This is a genomic window from Pseudomonas sp. 1176_21 (genome assembly GCF_052850635.1).
In genome coordinates this window covers 254,718-268,163 of record NZ_VXCV01000001.1, presented here as the reverse complement: position 1 = coordinate 268,163, position 13,446 = coordinate 254,718, and the positions used below count along the sequence as shown (strand labels likewise).

Annotated in this window: 16 protein-coding genes; 7 read left to right on the top strand and 9 right to left on the bottom strand. The window is 62.7% G+C overall.

Annotation, left to right across the window (positions count from 1 at the left end; all coding sequences use genetic code 11):
- Positions 1–26 precede the first annotated feature (26 nt).
- The gene (locus tag FW760_RS01545; protein WP_100632579.1) at positions 27–386 is read left to right on the top strand and encodes a response regulator; all 360 of its coding nucleotides are present in this window, start codon (positions 27–29) and stop codon (positions 384–386) included.
- 118 nt (positions 387–504) lie between these two features.
- Positions 505–1,818: a glycosyltransferase gene (locus FW760_RS01540; protein ID WP_446443525.1), complete on the top strand. Its 1,314-nt coding sequence runs from the start codon at positions 505–507 to the stop codon at positions 1,816–1,818.
- Here the strand turns inward: FW760_RS01540 and cobF are convergent.
- Together cobF and FW760_RS01530 are read right to left on the bottom strand one after the other, a co-directional pair.
- Entirely contained in the window at positions 1,787–2,524 is a 738-nt protein-coding gene (gene cobF, locus FW760_RS01535) for a precorrin-6A synthase (deacetylating) (RefSeq protein ID WP_043861749.1), read from the bottom strand. The two genes, FW760_RS01540 and cobF, sit on opposite strands and share 32 nt — an antisense overlap.
- A 65-nt stretch (positions 2,525–2,589) precedes the next feature.
- Positions 2,590–3,879 carry an OprD family porin gene (locus tag FW760_RS01530; protein ID WP_258662552.1) on the bottom strand — a complete coding sequence of 430 codons (1,290 nt, stop codon included), beginning with the start codon at positions 3,877–3,879 and terminating at the stop codon, positions 2,590–2,592.
- Between the two features lie 358 nt (positions 3,880–4,237).
- Between FW760_RS01530 and FW760_RS01525 the strand changes: the two genes are divergently transcribed.
- The 3 genes from FW760_RS01525 to FW760_RS01515 all read left to right on the top strand — a co-directional run bounded on the left by FW760_RS01525 (position 4,238) and on the right by FW760_RS01515 (position 5,690).
- Positions 4,238–4,597, top strand: coding sequence for a histone-like nucleoid-structuring protein, MvaT/MvaU family (locus FW760_RS01525; protein WP_043861747.1), 360 nt, complete (start codon positions 4,238–4,240; stop codon positions 4,595–4,597).
- A gap of 219 nt (positions 4,598–4,816) precedes the next feature.
- Complete coding sequence (gene gloA, locus FW760_RS01520; protein ID WP_043861746.1) at positions 4,817–5,338, top strand: lactoylglutathione lyase; 522 nt, start codon at positions 4,817–4,819, stop codon at positions 5,336–5,338.
- A gap of 103 nt (positions 5,339–5,441) precedes the next feature.
- Complete coding sequence (locus FW760_RS01515; RefSeq protein ID WP_054914310.1) at positions 5,442–5,690, top strand: hypothetical protein; 249 nt, start codon at positions 5,442–5,444, stop codon at positions 5,688–5,690.
- Positions 5,691–5,774: 84 nt separating this feature from the next.
- On the opposite strand, the gene ahpF is transcribed toward FW760_RS01515, so the two are convergent.
- From ahpF to FW760_RS01480, 7 genes are all read right to left on the bottom strand, one after another.
- A complete protein-coding gene (gene ahpF / locus FW760_RS01510) occupies positions 5,775–7,337 on the bottom strand; it encodes an alkyl hydroperoxide reductase subunit F (protein ID WP_078481836.1) in 1,563 nt (520 codons plus the stop codon).
- A gap of 117 nt (positions 7,338–7,454) precedes the next feature.
- Positions 7,455–8,018, bottom strand: a complete 564-nt coding sequence (gene ahpC / locus FW760_RS01505; RefSeq protein ID WP_043861743.1) for an alkyl hydroperoxide reductase subunit C — start codon at positions 8,016–8,018, stop codon at positions 7,455–7,457.
- A 218-nt stretch (positions 8,019–8,236) separates the two neighbouring features.
- Positions 8,237–9,592, bottom strand: a complete 1,356-nt coding sequence (gene gorA, locus FW760_RS01500; RefSeq protein ID WP_054914308.1) for a glutathione-disulfide reductase — start codon at positions 9,590–9,592, stop codon at positions 8,237–8,239.
- A gap of 98 nt (positions 9,593–9,690) precedes the next feature.
- Entirely contained in the window at positions 9,691–10,530 is an 840-nt protein-coding gene (galU, locus tag FW760_RS01495) for a UTP--glucose-1-phosphate uridylyltransferase GalU (RefSeq protein ID WP_043861741.1), read from the bottom strand.
- A 195-nt stretch (positions 10,531–10,725) separates the two neighbouring features.
- Entirely contained in the window at positions 10,726–11,574 is an 849-nt protein-coding gene (locus tag FW760_RS01490; protein WP_370409331.1) for a c-type cytochrome, read from the bottom strand.
- 62 nt (positions 11,575–11,636) lie between these two features.
- Entirely contained in the window at positions 11,637–12,287 is a 651-nt protein-coding gene (locus FW760_RS01485) for a c-type cytochrome (protein WP_100632575.1), read from the bottom strand.
- A gap of 146 nt (positions 12,288–12,433) precedes the next feature.
- Positions 12,434–12,787 (bottom strand): hypothetical protein, encoded by a 354-nt coding sequence (locus FW760_RS01480; protein ID WP_043861738.1) that lies wholly within the window; start codon positions 12,785–12,787, stop codon positions 12,434–12,436.
- Positions 12,788–12,942: 155 nt separating this feature from the next.
- On the opposite strand from FW760_RS01480, the gene FW760_RS01475 reads away from it, so the two are divergent.
- Positions 12,943–13,245: a DUF1883 domain-containing protein gene (locus tag FW760_RS01475; RefSeq protein ID WP_043861737.1), complete on the top strand. Its 303-nt coding sequence runs from the start codon at positions 12,943–12,945 to the stop codon at positions 13,243–13,245.
- 4 nt (positions 13,246–13,249) lie between these two features.
- On the top strand, positions 13,250–13,420 hold the full coding sequence (locus FW760_RS01470; RefSeq protein WP_088514404.1) for a hypothetical protein: 171 nt from the start codon (positions 13,250–13,252) through the stop codon (positions 13,418–13,420).
- The last annotated feature ends 26 nt before the right edge of the window (positions 13,421–13,446 follow it).

Here is a 13,446-nt window from a genome sequence, read left to right as displayed (position 1 = left end):
GTCACCCATTTTCACAGGATCCTGCCATGCCCGATAATCACCCTCTTCTGGTCGTCGAAGACGACACCATCGTGCGCATGCTGATGGTGGATGTGCTCGATGAACTGGGTTACCAGGTGGTGGAGGCCAAAGATGCCGAACAAGCGCTGCAAGTGCTGTGCGACCCGGACAAACCCCTTGCCCTGATGATGACCGATGTCGGCTTGCCCGACATGGACGGCAAGCAACTGGCGGGCAGGGCCCGCGAACTGCGGCCGCTGTTGCCCATCCTGTTCGCCAGTGGCTATGCCGACAGCTTCGATGTGCCCGAGGGCATGCACATGATCGGCAAGCCGTTCAGCATCGACCAGCTGCGCGACAAGGTGACCTCGATTCTGGCCCTCTAGGCGCGCCAGCTCCCGCACCGCTGTACCTGCGGGAGCCGGCCTGCCGCCGAAGTGGCCGAAACGGGTGGCCTGGATTCTGGTTTAATACGCCTTTTTTGCCCAAAGGCCCGCCCTCCCCATGCACCCAACCGCCCTCCACGTACTGGTCATCGGCTATGTCTGGCCCGAACCCCGCTCTTCGGCCGCCGGCGGGCACATGATGCAGCTGCTGGAGTGTTTTCTGGAGCGCGGCTGGCACATCACCTTCAGCAGCCCCGCAGCCATCGGCGAACACAAGGCCGACCTCGCGAGCCTGGGCATCGCCGAGCAGGCCATCGAGCTGAACAACGCCAGTTTCGACCGTTTCATCACCGACCTTGCCCCCGACGTGGTGCTGTTCGATCGCTTCATGATGGAGGAGCAGTTCGGCTGGCGCGTCGAGAAGCATTGCCCGGCGGCCCTGCGCGTGCTCGAGACCTCCGACCTGCAGAGCCTGCGCGATGCCCGTCATCAGTTGCTGCGCCGGCGCCTGGCCGAGGGCCTGGACAGCAACGACTTTCGCGCGCTGTTCAACACCTCGGGCCCCGACCTGTATCGCCAGATGGCCGGTGCCGACCTGGCCCAGCGCGAACTGGCGGCGATCTACCGCAGCGACCTGAGCCTGATGATCTCGGATGTCGAGATAGACCTGCTGGTCAATGGCTTCGGCGTGCCCGAGGCGTTGCTGCACTGGTGCCCGCTGATGCTGGCGCCGCCCACCGAAGCCTTCAGGCCGTTCGCGGAACGCGAGCACTTTCTCAGCATCGGCAACTTCCGCCACGCGCCGAACTGGGATGCGGTGCTGTGGATGAAGCACAGCCTGTGGCCGATGATCCGCCGTCGCCTGCCCAAGGCGCAGTTGCACATCTATGGTGCCTACACGCCGCCCAAGGCCACCGCGCTGCACAATGCTGCCGAAGGGTTTCACGTGATGAACTGGACTGAGGACGCCCTGCAGGTGATGAGCGGCGCACGGGTGTGCCTGGCCCCGCTGCGCTTTGGCGCCGGCATCAAGGGCAAGCTGACCGATGCGATGCTGTGCGGCACGCCGAGCGTGACCACCCCGATTGGCGCCGAGGCCATGCACGGCGACCTGCCCTGGCCAGGCCTGGTGGCCGACACCGCCGAAGGGTTGGCCGATGCCGCGGCGCGGCTCTACAGCGAGCAACCGCGCTGGGAGCAGGCCCAGCGCGACGGGCGCCAGCTGCTGAGCGCCCGCTACGACAGGCGCTGGCACGGCCAGGCCCTGGTGCAGCGCATCGAACACACGCTGGCGCACCTGGATGAACAGCGCCTGTACAACTTCACCGGGGCCATGCTGCGCCACCATCACCACAAGAGCACCCAGTACATGGCCCAGTGGATCGAGGCCAAGAACCGGCCTAGCGGCGGCGCAGCAGATACGTGTCCATGATCCAGCCCTTGCGCGCGCGGGCCTGCTCGCGCTGCGCCAGGATCTGCGCCTTGACCTGCATCAGCGGCCCCTCGATCAGCAGCTCGTCGGCAGTGCCCAGGTAGGCGCCCCAATAGATGTGCAGGTGCGGATCGTCCAGTTCGGCAAAGGCGCATTGCCCGTCAAGCATCACCACCACGTTGTCGATGCCTGACTCATCAGCCAGGCGTCGGCCCGGCAGGATATGCAGCGGCTCGCCGATACGGTTCAGTGCAATGCGGTGAGCGGCCGCCAGGGCCTGGACGCTGCTGATGCCGGGGATGACTTCAAGGCTGAACGCCGGCTGCGCCACCCGCTCCAGAATGCGCAGGGTGCTGTCGTAAAGCGTCGGCTCGCCCCACAGCAGGAACGCGCCGCATTGCCCCTCGGCAAGCTCGTCGTGCAGCAGGCGCCCATACAGCGCAGCGCGCTGGCGGTGCCAGTCCTCCACGGCACCGACGTAGTCTGCAGCCGCCGCGTCGCGTTGCGGGTCTTCGACCTGCACCAGGCGATAGGGCCGGGTGACGTGGCGCTCCAGCAGCTCCTTGCGCAGGCGCAGCAGGTCGTCCTTGGCCGCGCCCTTGTCCAGCACGAAGAACACGTCGGCGCGGTTCAGGCTGTCGATGGCTTCGAGGGTGATCTGCCGGGGGTTGCCCGGGCCTATTCCAATCAGCAGCAGGTGTTTCATCGCAAGCTCTCCCTGGGGCGCGCGGCCATTGTCGGCCGGCCCGCGCCACTTGGCAAAGCCTGCGCCTACAGTACCGAGAAGTTGTAGCTGACGATCACCCGGGTCTCATCCATGTCGCGGGCGAATTTCTCGTAGTTGCTGCGGTAGGTGGAGTTGCGCAGGCGCACGCTGACGTCCTTGAAGGTGCCGCTCTGCACCTGGTACTTGAGTTCGCTGTCGCGCTCCCATTCCTTGCCCTGTGCCGGGCTGCCCGGCACCTTGACGTGATCGCCGCTGATGTAGCGGGTCAGGAAGCTCAGGCCTTCGAGCCCTACTGCCTTGAAGTCGTAGTCGTAGCGCACCTGCCAGGACCGCTCCTGGGCCGCAGCGAAGTCGTTGACCTGGGCGTAGTTGACCAGGTAGGGGTTGCTGCCATCGAGGTACGGCATGGCGTTCTCGCCGTACATGCGCTGCCAGCCGGCGCTGAGCTTGTGCCCGCCCAGGCTGTAGCCAAGCATGGCGCTGAATGCACGGTGGTCGATGTCGCCGGCACGGGCACGACCGATGTCGTCGCTCTTGATCAGGCGCAGGTCGGCCGAGAGGCGGCCCACGCTCAAGGGCTGGCTGGCCACCAGCCCGAGGAAATGCTGGCGATAGATGTTTTCGAGCTTGGCCACCTGGTACTGCGCGCTCAGGCGCTCGTTGAAGCGGTACTCCAGCCCGGCCGTGTCGAAGTGGTCGGCGCGGGTGTCGCAGGCATAGCGCTTGTTCTTGCAGTGCACGCGGATATCTTGCTGGTCGGTCGAATCGCGGGCGGTGTACTTGTCGAGCCGCGCGGCGCTGAAGGTGAGGTTGTCGACCTCTCTGGACGTCAGCATCGCGCCATGGAACATGGTGGGCAACAGGCGCCCGTCGTTGTACTTGAGCAGCGGCATGTCCGGCAGCATGGCACCGTATTTCAATACGGTCTGCGAGTAACGCACCTTGCCGGCCACACCCAGTTTTGCGTACTGATCGGCCGAATGGCGCGGGTTGTGGCCGCTGGAAGGCAGCAGCCCGCTGTTGCTGTCGGCCGGGCTGGAATCGAGTTTGAAACCCAGCATGCCCAGCGCATCGATACCAAAGCCCACGGTGCCCTGGGTATACCCGGACTGCGCGTTGAGTATGAAACCCTGCGCCCACTCTTCACGTTTCGACGCGCCCTGGGAGGAGGCGGTGTGACCGTCACGAAAGTCGCGATTGAAATACACATTGCGCGCCTCGATGTTGACACTGCTGTCTTGCAGGAAACCACTGGCCTGGGCCGAAACAGTAACGAGAGACAACAACGCGCCGACCACCGGGCGTTGGGCAATGAAGGGAGTTGGGGCACGCATGAAAAGCAGTATCCAGAACGAAGGGCAAGGTATCCATCAGCCCCGACGGGGCTGGGCAAGGGCCGCTGCACACAACTAGGCAGCGACCGCTTATTGTCTCCAAAGCGCTCTGGCACGGGCCATTGGACCATGGTCTAGAACAGATGCCGATGCGGTAATTAATTCTTTAGTGTGGCGAGCACTGTGCAATAAGAAAGTTCCGTAGTGTGTTGTCGTAAAAGTTTGATGTTTATCGCAGGGCGATTGACTACACTCTTTTTACTGTGTTGTTTGTTTTCTACCCGGTGACGCGGCATCAATAGCGGCCTCAAGCGGTTGCGCCGCGCACGGCCCTTACCGACCAACAGGAGAGATGACAGTGTCCAGACTTGCAGAGTTTCGTGCTGCCGAAAAAGCCCTTCAGGAACAGCTTGCTCAACTGGAGGCACTGAAAAAAGACGCCGGCCTCAAACGGGAAATCGAATTCGAGCAGAAACTTGTCAGCCTGATGAAAACCTATGACAAGGGCTTGCGCGACATCATCAATATTCTCGACCCGGCGGCCACTACGCGCCGGCCTGCCAGCGCGCCCAAACAACGCCGTGCGCGCGTGGTGAAAGTCTATGAAAATCCGCATACCGGCGAGCTGATCGAAACCAAGGGCGGCAATCACCACGGCCTCAAGGCATGGAAGCAGGAGTACGGCGCACAGACAGTCGACAGCTGGTTGCGCAAGTGAAACAGTACTTCACACTTTTTTCACATGTACTGGCTCAGGATGAAGACTGCTAAAGGATTAGCGCCCCATACGCCCGCTTCGGCGGGCTTCTAATTCTTGCGCCCCGTCAGGCCTGGCCGACGGGGCGCAAACCGTTTGCGCAATCGCTTCAGTTCCGTATCATTGCTCCCTGACTGTTTTGCTGGCGCGCCAAGCGCCGGCCCTATCTGCGGAGTGCCCATGAGCCTGCAAAACCTCGACACCCTCCCCGGCGTCACCGCGCAACCGGATGCCGCGACCCACAACTTCGTGTTCAACCACACCATGCTGCGGGTCAAGGACGTCGCCAAGTCCCTGGACTTCTACACCCGCGTTCTGGGCTTCAGCCTCGTGGAAAAACGCGACTTCCCGGAAGCCGAATTCAGCCTGTACTTCCTGGCGCTGGTGGACAAGGCGCAGATTCCGGCCGACCCGGCCAAGCGTACCGAGTGGATGAAGTCGATCCCGGGCATCCTCGAGCTGACCCACAACCACGGCACCGAAAACGATCCCGCGTTCGCCTACCACAACGGCAACACCGACCCGCGCGGTTTCGGCCATATCTGCATTGCCGTACCGGACATCCGCGCGGCCTGCGAGCGCTTCGAACAGCTGGGCGTGAACTTCCAGAAGCGCCTGAGCGACGGGCGCATGAAGCACCTGGCCTTCATCAAGGACCCGGACGATTACTGGGTAGAGATCATCCAGCCGACCGAGTTCTGACAGCGGCCCCGGGGGCGCGCTCGTCGGCGCGCCGCCCCGGCGCACCTGGCTGTGGTATACCGGAGCTGATACCGGTTGAAGCCACCACAGCGAGGTAGCGCTCATGCACACCCTTGAATGTGTCCACCGCAACTACACGGTCACGGCAAACGTGGTTCCGCATGCCGGCATTCCCCTGCCGTTCGAAGTCGGATGCCGCATCACCTCCCCAGACAAGCACAGCACCCGGCGATTGTGTGCCCACGCGCCGCTGTTTCTGGCCGACCTGGAAAACGCCCAGCGCGCGTCGATTGCACTGGGCAAGTCGCTGGTCGACCAGCAGCTGGACAAGGGCCGGTCGCTGTTCGAATAGGCCACGCAAAAGCCCTGACAGGCTGACCTGTCAGGGCTTTTGCGTTGTTGCACCGTCACAGGCCGGCAAGGCCGGCGATGCGCCTCAGGCCGGAGCGCTGGTACGGATCAGGTGGTCGAACGCTGCCAGCGACGCCTTGGCCCCCTCACCCACCGCGATCACGATCTGTTTGTAGGGCACCGTGGTCACGTCACCGGCGGCAAACACGCCCGGCACGCTGGTCTGGCCACGCGCATCGACAATGATCTCGCCACGGGGCGACAGCTCGAGGGTGCCCTTGAGCCAGTCGGTGTTGGGCAGCAGGCCGATCTGGACGAAGATCCCTTCCAGCGCGATGTCATGCTGCACGTCGCTGTTGCGGTCCTTGTAGCGCAGCCCGTTGACCTTCTGGCCGTCGCCCAGCACTTCGGTGGTCAAGGCGCTGGTGATCACGGTCACGTTGGCCAGGCTGTGCAGCTTGCGCTGCAGCACCGCGTCGGCACGCAACTGGCTGTCGAACTCGATCAGCGTGACATGGGCGACGATGCCGGCCAGGTCGATGGCCGCCTCCACACCGGAGTTGCCACCACCGATCACCGCCACACGCTTGCCCTTGAACAGCGGCCCGTCGCAGTGCGGGCAGTAGGCCACGCCACGGCTGCGGTACTCCTTTTCGCCCGGCACGTTCATCTCGCGCCAGCGTGCGCCGGTGGCCAGGATCACGGTCTTGGCCTTGAGCGTGGCACCGTTGGCCATGCGCACCTGGTGCAGCGCGCCGTCCTGGCCCGGCACCAGCGCATCGGCGCGCTGCAGGTTCATGATGTCGACGTCGTACTGCTTGACGTGCTCTTCCAGCGCCGTGGCCAGCTTCGGCCCTTCGGTCTCCTGCACGGAGATGAAGTTCTCGATGGCCATGGTGTCCAGCACCTGCCCGCCGAAGCGCTCGGCAGCCACGCCGGTGCGAATGCCTTTGCGGGCCGCGTAGATCGCTGCTGCCGCGCCTGCCGGCCCACCACCGACCACCAGCACGTCGAAGGCGTCCTTGGCGTTGAGTTTCTCGGCCTGGCGCTCGCTGGTGCCGGTGTCGAGCTTGGCGACGATCTCCTCCAGGCCCATGCGGCCCTGGCCGAACACCTCGCCATTGAGGTAGACGCTGGGCACTGCCATCACCTGGCGTGCCTCGACTTCGGCCTGGAACAGCGCGCCGTCGATGGCCACATGGCGCACGCTGGGGTTGAGTACCGCCATCAGGTTCAGCGCCTGCACCACGTCCGGGCAGTTCTGGCACGACAGCGAGAAGTAGGTTTCGAAGTTGAACTCACCCTTGAGCCCGGCGACCTGTTCGATCAGCTCGGCGCTCGCCTTGGAGGGGTGGCCACCGACTTGCAGCAGCGCCAGCACCAGCGAGGTGAATTCGTGGCCCATGGGGATGCCGGCAAAGCGCAGGCTGATATCGCCCCCCGGGCGATTGAGCGAGAACGACGGGCGACGGGCGTCGGCACCGTCCTCGCGCAAGGTAATCAGATCCGACAGGCTGGCGATTTCCCGCAGCAGGTCGTGCATTTCACGGGACTTCGCGCCGTCGTCGAGGGAGGCAACGATCTCGATCGGCTGGGTGACCCGCTCCAGGTAGGCTTTCAACTGAGTTTTAAGCGTGGCGTCCAACATACGGGCGATTCCTTTTCAAACGGTAGAAAAAACAACGCCCGGGCAGAGTCGCCCGGGCGTTTTGCGGGGCGGGACAGACTTCAGGTGCGGTGGCCCGCCCTCGGCTGGTTCACGGTCTTAGATCTTGCCGACCAGGTCCAGCGATGGCGCCAGGGTAGCTTCGCCTTCTTTCCACTTGGCCGGGCAGACTTCGCCTGGGTGGGCAGCGACGTACTGGGCAGCCTTGACCTTGCGCAGCAGCTCGCTGGCATCACGGCCTACACCGCCGTCGTTGAGTTCGACGATCTTGATCTGGCCTTCAGGGTTGATCACGAAGGTACCGCGGTCGGCCAGGCCGGCTTCTTCGATCAGCACGTCGAAGTTGCGCGAGATGACGTGGGTCGGGTCACCGATCAGCGGGTACTGGATCTTGCCGATGGTTTCCGAGGTGTCGTGCCAGGCTTTGTGGGTGAAGTGGGTGTCAGTCGACACACCGTAGATTTCCACGCCCAGCTTCTTGAATTCAGCGTAGTTGTCGGCCAGGTCGCCCAGTTCGGTCGGGCAGACGAAGGTGAAGTCGGCCGGGTAGAAGAACACCACGGACCACTTGCCCTTCAGGTCGGCTTCGGAAACAGGGACGAATTCGCCGTTGTGGTAGGCAGTAGCGTTGAACGGTTTGACCTGGCTGTTGATGATAGGCATCGGTGACTCTCCTCAGGGTTGAAAAACTTGATGGGAGAATCCTAACCATTCATCGCCGATAGCGCTCATTGGCAAAGCTGATGCTGGTGATTGGTTTTGGCTATAAAGCTCAGTTCAGATAGACGATTTATGTTGATGCAATCGCGGGCCAAGCCCGCTCCCACAAAGACCGTTGCAATCGCTGTGAGAGCGGGCTTGACCCGCGCTGGAGGCACCGCTTAGCGCGTAGGCGTACGCAGCGTCACGAACTCCTCCGCGGCTGTCGGGTGCACACCGATGGTTTCGTCGAACTGCTGCTTGGTCGCCCCGGCCTTGAGCGCGATGCCCAGGCCCTGGATGATCTCGCCGGCATCCGGCCCGACCATGTGACAGCCCAGCACGCGGTCGGTGTCGGCATCGACCACCAGTTTCATCAGGGTCTTCTCCTGCACGTCGGTGAGGGTCAGCTTCATTGGCCGGAAGCGGCTTTCGAAGATCTGCACCTTGTGCCCCGCCTCCAGCGCCTGCTCCTCGGTCAGGCCCACGGTGCCGATCGGCGGCTGACTGAACACCGCCGTCGGGATGTTCCGGTAATCCACCGGGCGATACTGCTCCGGCTTGAACAGGCGCCGCGCCACGGCCATGCCTTCGGCCAGGGCCACCGGAGTGAGCTGCACGCGGCCGATCACATCGCCAATGGCCAGAATCGACGGCTCGTCGGTCTGGTACTGGTCATCGACCTGCACGTAGCCGCGCTTGTCCAGTTGCACTTCGGTGTTCTCAAGCCCCAGGTTGTCGAGCATGGGGCGCCGGCCGGTGGCGTAGAACACGCAGTCGGCAATCAGCTCGCGGCCATCCTTGAGGGTCGCCTTGAGGCTGCCATCGGGCTGCTGGTCGATACGCTGTATGTCGCTGTTGAACTGCAGGTCGAGACCGCGTTTTTCCAGCTCTTCCTTCAGGTGCGTGCGCACTGCGCCATCGAAGCCGCGCAGGAACAGGTCGCCCCGGTAGAGCAAGCTGGTCTTGGCGCCCAGCCCCTGGAAGATTCCGGCGAACTCCACCGCGATGTAACCACCCCCCACCACCAGCACACGCTTGGGCAGGGTCTTGAGGTAGAACGCCTCGTTGGAACTGATGGCCAGCTCGCGCCCGGGGATGTCCGGAATCTGAGGCCAGCCGCCGGTGGCGATCAGGATGTTCTTCGCGCTGTAGCGCGTGCCGTCCACCTCGACCTCATGGGGCCCGGTGAGGCGGCCGTGGCCTTCGAGCAGGGTCACGCCACTGTTGACCAGCAGGTTGCGGTAGATGCCGTTGAGCCGCTCGATTTCACGGTTCTTGTTGGCGATCAGCTGTGCCCAGTCGAACTGTGCATCTTCCAGCGACCAGCCGTAGCCTGCCGCCTGCTCGAAGTCATCGGCAAAGTGCGCGCCATACACCAGCAGTTTTTTCGGCACGCAGCCGACGTTGACACACGTGCCGCCCAGGTAGCGGCTTTCGACCACCGCCACTTTTGCGCCGAAACCGGCAGCAAAACGTGCTGCACGCACACCGCCGGAACCGGCGCCAATCACGAACAGATCAAAATCGTAGGCCATATCAGTCTCCTTGGCAGGCCGCCAGCATACCGCCAGCCAGGCCCATAAACAAAAAAGCCACCCGAAGGTGGCTTTGTGACGCAACCGACCGAGTGAACTCAGTAGGCCTTGCCGGTCTTGTAGAAATTTTCGAAGCAGAAGTTGGTCGCGTCGATGTAACCCTCGGCGCCACCGCAGTCGAAACGCTTGCCCTTGAACTTGTAGGCAATCACGCAGCCGTCCTGGGCCTGCTTCATCAGGGCGTCGGTGATCTGGATTTCACCGCCCTTGCCCGGCTCGGTCTCTTCGATCAGCTTGAAGATGTCCGGGGTCATGATGTAGCGGCCGATGATCGCCAGGTTCGACGGGGCGTCTTCCGGCTTTGGCTTCTCGACCATGTTGCGTACACGGTACAGGTCGTCGCCGATCAGGTCGCCGGCGATCACGCCATACTTGCTGGTTTCCTGCGGGTCGACTTCCATGATCGCAACGATGGTGCAGCGGTACTGCTTGTACAGCTTGACCATCTGCTTGAGCACGCCGTCACCGTCAAGGTTGACGCACAGGTCGTCGGCCAGCACCACGGCAAACGGCTCGTCACCGATCAGCGGGCGACCGGTCAGGATCGCGTGGCCCAGGCCTTTCATTTCGGTCTGGCGGGTGTAGGAGAACGAGCACTCGTCGAGCAGGCGACGAATACCGACCAGGTACTTTTCCTTGTCGGTGCCCTTGATCTGGTTTTCCAGCTCGTAGCTGATGTCGAAATGGTCTTCCAGAGCGCGCTTGCCGCGGCCGGTGACAATGGAGATTTCGTTCAACCCAGCGTCCAGCGCTTCTTCAACGCCGTACTGGATCAGTGGCTTGTTCACCACTGGCAGCATTTCCTTTGGCATGGCTTTGGTTGCTGGCAGGAAGCGGGTGCCGTAACCGGCTGCCGGGAACAAGCATTTCTTGATCATAAACGTCCTTAACAAGGGGCTGTGCAGTACGAAATTCGGCGCAGTCTAATCAGGCGGCGATGCGCTTACAATGCCCCCGTGACCCGGCCGAATGAATGATAGAGAAAAACTCAGTGTAGATAGTTCCCGCAGGTTGCAAATAATCCGCGTATCCAGGCCCGCAGGCAGGCCTGGATACGCGGATGGGCGAGCGTTCTAGCCGCCTGTGCCCTGCCCGATCAGCACCCCGTCGACCTTCTGGCCGTAGAGGTTGACGCCGTCATTGGCGTGGAACTTGAGCCGGGTTTTTTCCACCGAGCCTTCAACCAGGCGCGGGTCCTGCGGGCGCTCATGCGCGTTGATGAAGGCCGCCACGTCCCAGGCCTGCTGGTCGGTCAGCGTGCCTGGCTTGCCCAGCGGCATGTTGTGCTTGATGAACGAGGCCGCCGTGTTGATGCGGTGCATGCCGGCACCCCAGTTGTAGGAGTCCTTGCCCCACAGCGGTGGCATCACGTAGTCCTTGGCCACCTTCTGGCCCTGGCCGCTGTCGCCGTGGCAGATGGCGCACTGCTGCTGATACACCTGGGCACCGCGCTTGATGTCATAGCCCTGCGCAGGCTTGTCGACCTCCGGGTAGCCACGCCCCGGTGTCTCGACGCCGATCGGTGCCTTGCTCGCCAGCCAGTAGGCATACACCGACAACGCCGTCATCTCGGGGCTGTCGGCCGCCGGCGGCTTGCCGTTCATACTGAACTGGAAGCAGCCCTGGATACGCTCGGCAAAGGTATTGACCTTGTCGTTTTTCTTGCGATAGGCAGGGTACATCGGGTAAGCCCCCCACAGCGGCGCCGAATGCGCCAGCCGCCCCTGATCCAGGTGGCAGTTGCTGCAGTTAAGGCCGTTGCCCACATACTCGGGGGCCAGGCGCTTGGTGTCGACGAACAGCGCATAGCCGTCGCGCACCATCTTGCCAAAGGCGTTGTCGGGCAACTCGCTTTCGGCGGGGGGCTTGAAGCTGGCCGGCGTGCTGGCCGGCGCCACCTTCAGTTGCGACTGGTCTTCCATGGCGATCGGGGCCGCCTGAACGCCGCCCATGAACAGGGTCAGGGTAGTGAGTAGCAAGCGATTCATTGAGCGGCCTCCTGGCTGGCGCGGGTGGCAAAGTATTCAGCCAGCGCCTTGACCTCGGTATCGGTCAGGGCTTTGGCGACACCGACCATCAACTGGTTAGGGTCGTTGCTGCGCCGGCCGTCGCGCCATGCGTCAAGTTGCCCGGCCAGGTAGCTGGCAGGCTGGTGGGCCAATGGCGGAAAGTGCTCGCCTACCCCCACACCACCCGGCCCGTGACATTGCACGCACCCGGGGATGCCTCGGCTCCAGTCGCCGTAAAGCGCCAGCGACTCGACCGGGTCGGTTGCCATCTGCTGGCGACGGGTATCAGGGGTGGGCGGTACCGGCATTGCCGCCAGCGTGGCGCTGATGGCGCTGATCTCGGCGTCGCTCAGGGCCTTGGCCAGCGGCTCCATGATCGGCTGCTTGCGGCTGCCGTCACGAAAGTCCTTGAGCTGTTTGCTCACATAGGCGGCCGGCAGGCCAGCCAGGCGTGGGAAGCCGGCGGCGGCCATGCCCAGGCCATCGGGGCCATGGCAGCTCATGCAGGCCATGGCAGAGGGGTTCTCCCCTCCCTGGGTGAATATTTTCTGGCCATCGGCGGCAGTGGCGGCTTGCATTGAAAGCAACAGCAGGCTGCCTATCAGGATTCGATCCAGTGGGATCATCACGGACTCCATTTTTCTTGTTATAAGCTTAGACTTATAAAATATAAGCCTACCGATACTAGGCCTATCCGGCCAGCGCTACAACGCGGGCAGGCACAGAAAAATGCAGGGACAACCACTGAATCGTTTAAACGAGGCTCACGCCGTCACTTGGAGATGCACACGCTCACAGCCGCTTTGACATCCCCCGGGCGCAGGGGAAAATTGCTCAACCGCTCATGCAACTTGACCGCGCTGCCACTCGAGCGCTCGCTGATCTCCAGCACTGCAGCCGGGGACTTGTCCGAGAGCTTCTGCGGTACCACCACGCGCAGGCCGCTGCCCCGCTCCTCGATGGTCAGCGGGCCACGGCTATCGGCCAGTTTTTGCTGGACGCAGGTGGCAAACTCGCGTGGCGACTTGCCCGAGATCACGCTCATGGTCTCGGGGCTCTGTTCGATTTCGGCTACATTGGCACAACCGGTCAGCGCAACTGCCAGCGCTGGTACAACCCATTTCATCGGTACCCCTCCATAAAAAACCGTTGGACCATGGCCAGGCCGATTTGCTCCCTGGATTGGCAGTTTTATCTCTGGCCTTGGCACTCAGCCCCACAGTGTAACCCGACATCGTGCTATCGTTTTGATTTGCCAAAAGATCCCTTGCGGAGAGCGACATGAAATTCGTACACCAGCGCGAGCACCTCAATGAAGACGACATCGTCGTCATCCACTGCTCCCAGCGCTGCAATATCCGCCTGATGAACGATGCCAACTTCCGCAGCTTCAAGAATGGCGGCCGGCATACCTATCACGGCGGCGCCTTCGTCGACTTCCCGGCGAAGATCACCGTGCCCAGCGACGGCTTCTGGAACATCACCATCGACACTGTTGGCCCCCGTGCCCTGTCGGCGGTAAGCAAGCCGACCTTCACCCACACGATCAAGATCATCCGCCGTTCGTCGTCGAAGCTGAGATAACCCCATGAGCGAAAACATCAAGTACGTCATCAAGTACAACCTCGACGGCGAGCGTCGTTTCGACTTCGCCGTGCTCAGCAGCACGGCGCCACAGCAGGTCGAGGAAGCCTTGCGCAAACTGCACGGCGAAGACTTCAGCAAGATCACCGACATCAAGGTAAGCAAGGCGCTGTAACCCACGCCCACACAAGGAGCCCCGCG

What these genes read in the sequence shown, in the direction of transcription:
- FW760_RS01545 (WP_100632579.1), top strand. Translation starts at nt 27, where the DNA reads ATGCCCGATAATCACCCTCTTCTGGTCGTCGAAGACGACACCATCGTG.
- FW760_RS01540 (WP_446443525.1), top strand. Translation starts at nt 505, where the DNA reads ATGCACCCAACCGCCCTCCACGTACTGGTCATCGGCTATGTCTGGCCC.
- cobF (WP_043861749.1), bottom strand. Translation starts at nt 2,524, where the DNA reads ATGAAACACCTGCTGCTGATTGGAATAGGCCCGGGCAACCCCCGGCAG.
- FW760_RS01530 (WP_258662552.1), bottom strand. Translation starts at nt 3,879, where the DNA reads ATGCGTGCCCCAACTCCCTTCATTGCCCAACGCCCGGTGGTCGGCGCG.
- gloA (WP_043861746.1), top strand. Translation starts at nt 4,817, where the DNA reads ATGAGCCTGCAAAACCTCGACACCCTCCCCGGCGTCACCGCGCAACCG.
- FW760_RS01515 (WP_054914310.1), top strand. Translation starts at nt 5,442, where the DNA reads ATGCACACCCTTGAATGTGTCCACCGCAACTACACGGTCACGGCAAAC.
- ahpF (WP_078481836.1), bottom strand. Translation starts at nt 7,337, where the DNA reads ATGTTGGACGCCACGCTTAAAACTCAGTTGAAAGCCTACCTGGAGCGG.
- ahpC (WP_043861743.1), bottom strand. Translation starts at nt 8,018, where the DNA reads ATGCCTATCATCAACAGCCAGGTCAAACCGTTCAACGCTACTGCCTAC.
- gorA (WP_054914308.1), bottom strand. Translation starts at nt 9,592, where the DNA reads ATGGCCTACGATTTTGATCTGTTCGTGATTGGCGCCGGTTCCGGCGGT.
- galU (WP_043861741.1), bottom strand. Translation starts at nt 10,530, where the DNA reads ATGATCAAGAAATGCTTGTTCCCGGCAGCCGGTTACGGCACCCGCTTC.
- FW760_RS01490 (WP_370409331.1), bottom strand. Translation starts at nt 11,574, where the DNA reads ATGGAAGACCAGTCGCAACTGAAGGTGGCGCCGGCCAGCACGCCGGCC.
- FW760_RS01485 (WP_100632575.1), bottom strand. Translation starts at nt 12,287, where the DNA reads ATGATCCCACTGGATCGAATCCTGATAGGCAGCCTGCTGTTGCTTTCA.
- FW760_RS01480 (WP_043861738.1), bottom strand. Translation starts at nt 12,787, where the DNA reads ATGAAATGGGTTGTACCAGCGCTGGCAGTTGCGCTGACCGGTTGTGCC.
- FW760_RS01475 (WP_043861737.1), top strand. Translation starts at nt 12,943, where the DNA reads ATGAAATTCGTACACCAGCGCGAGCACCTCAATGAAGACGACATCGTC.
- FW760_RS01470 (WP_088514404.1), top strand. Translation starts at nt 13,250, where the DNA reads ATGAGCGAAAACATCAAGTACGTCATCAAGTACAACCTCGACGGCGAG.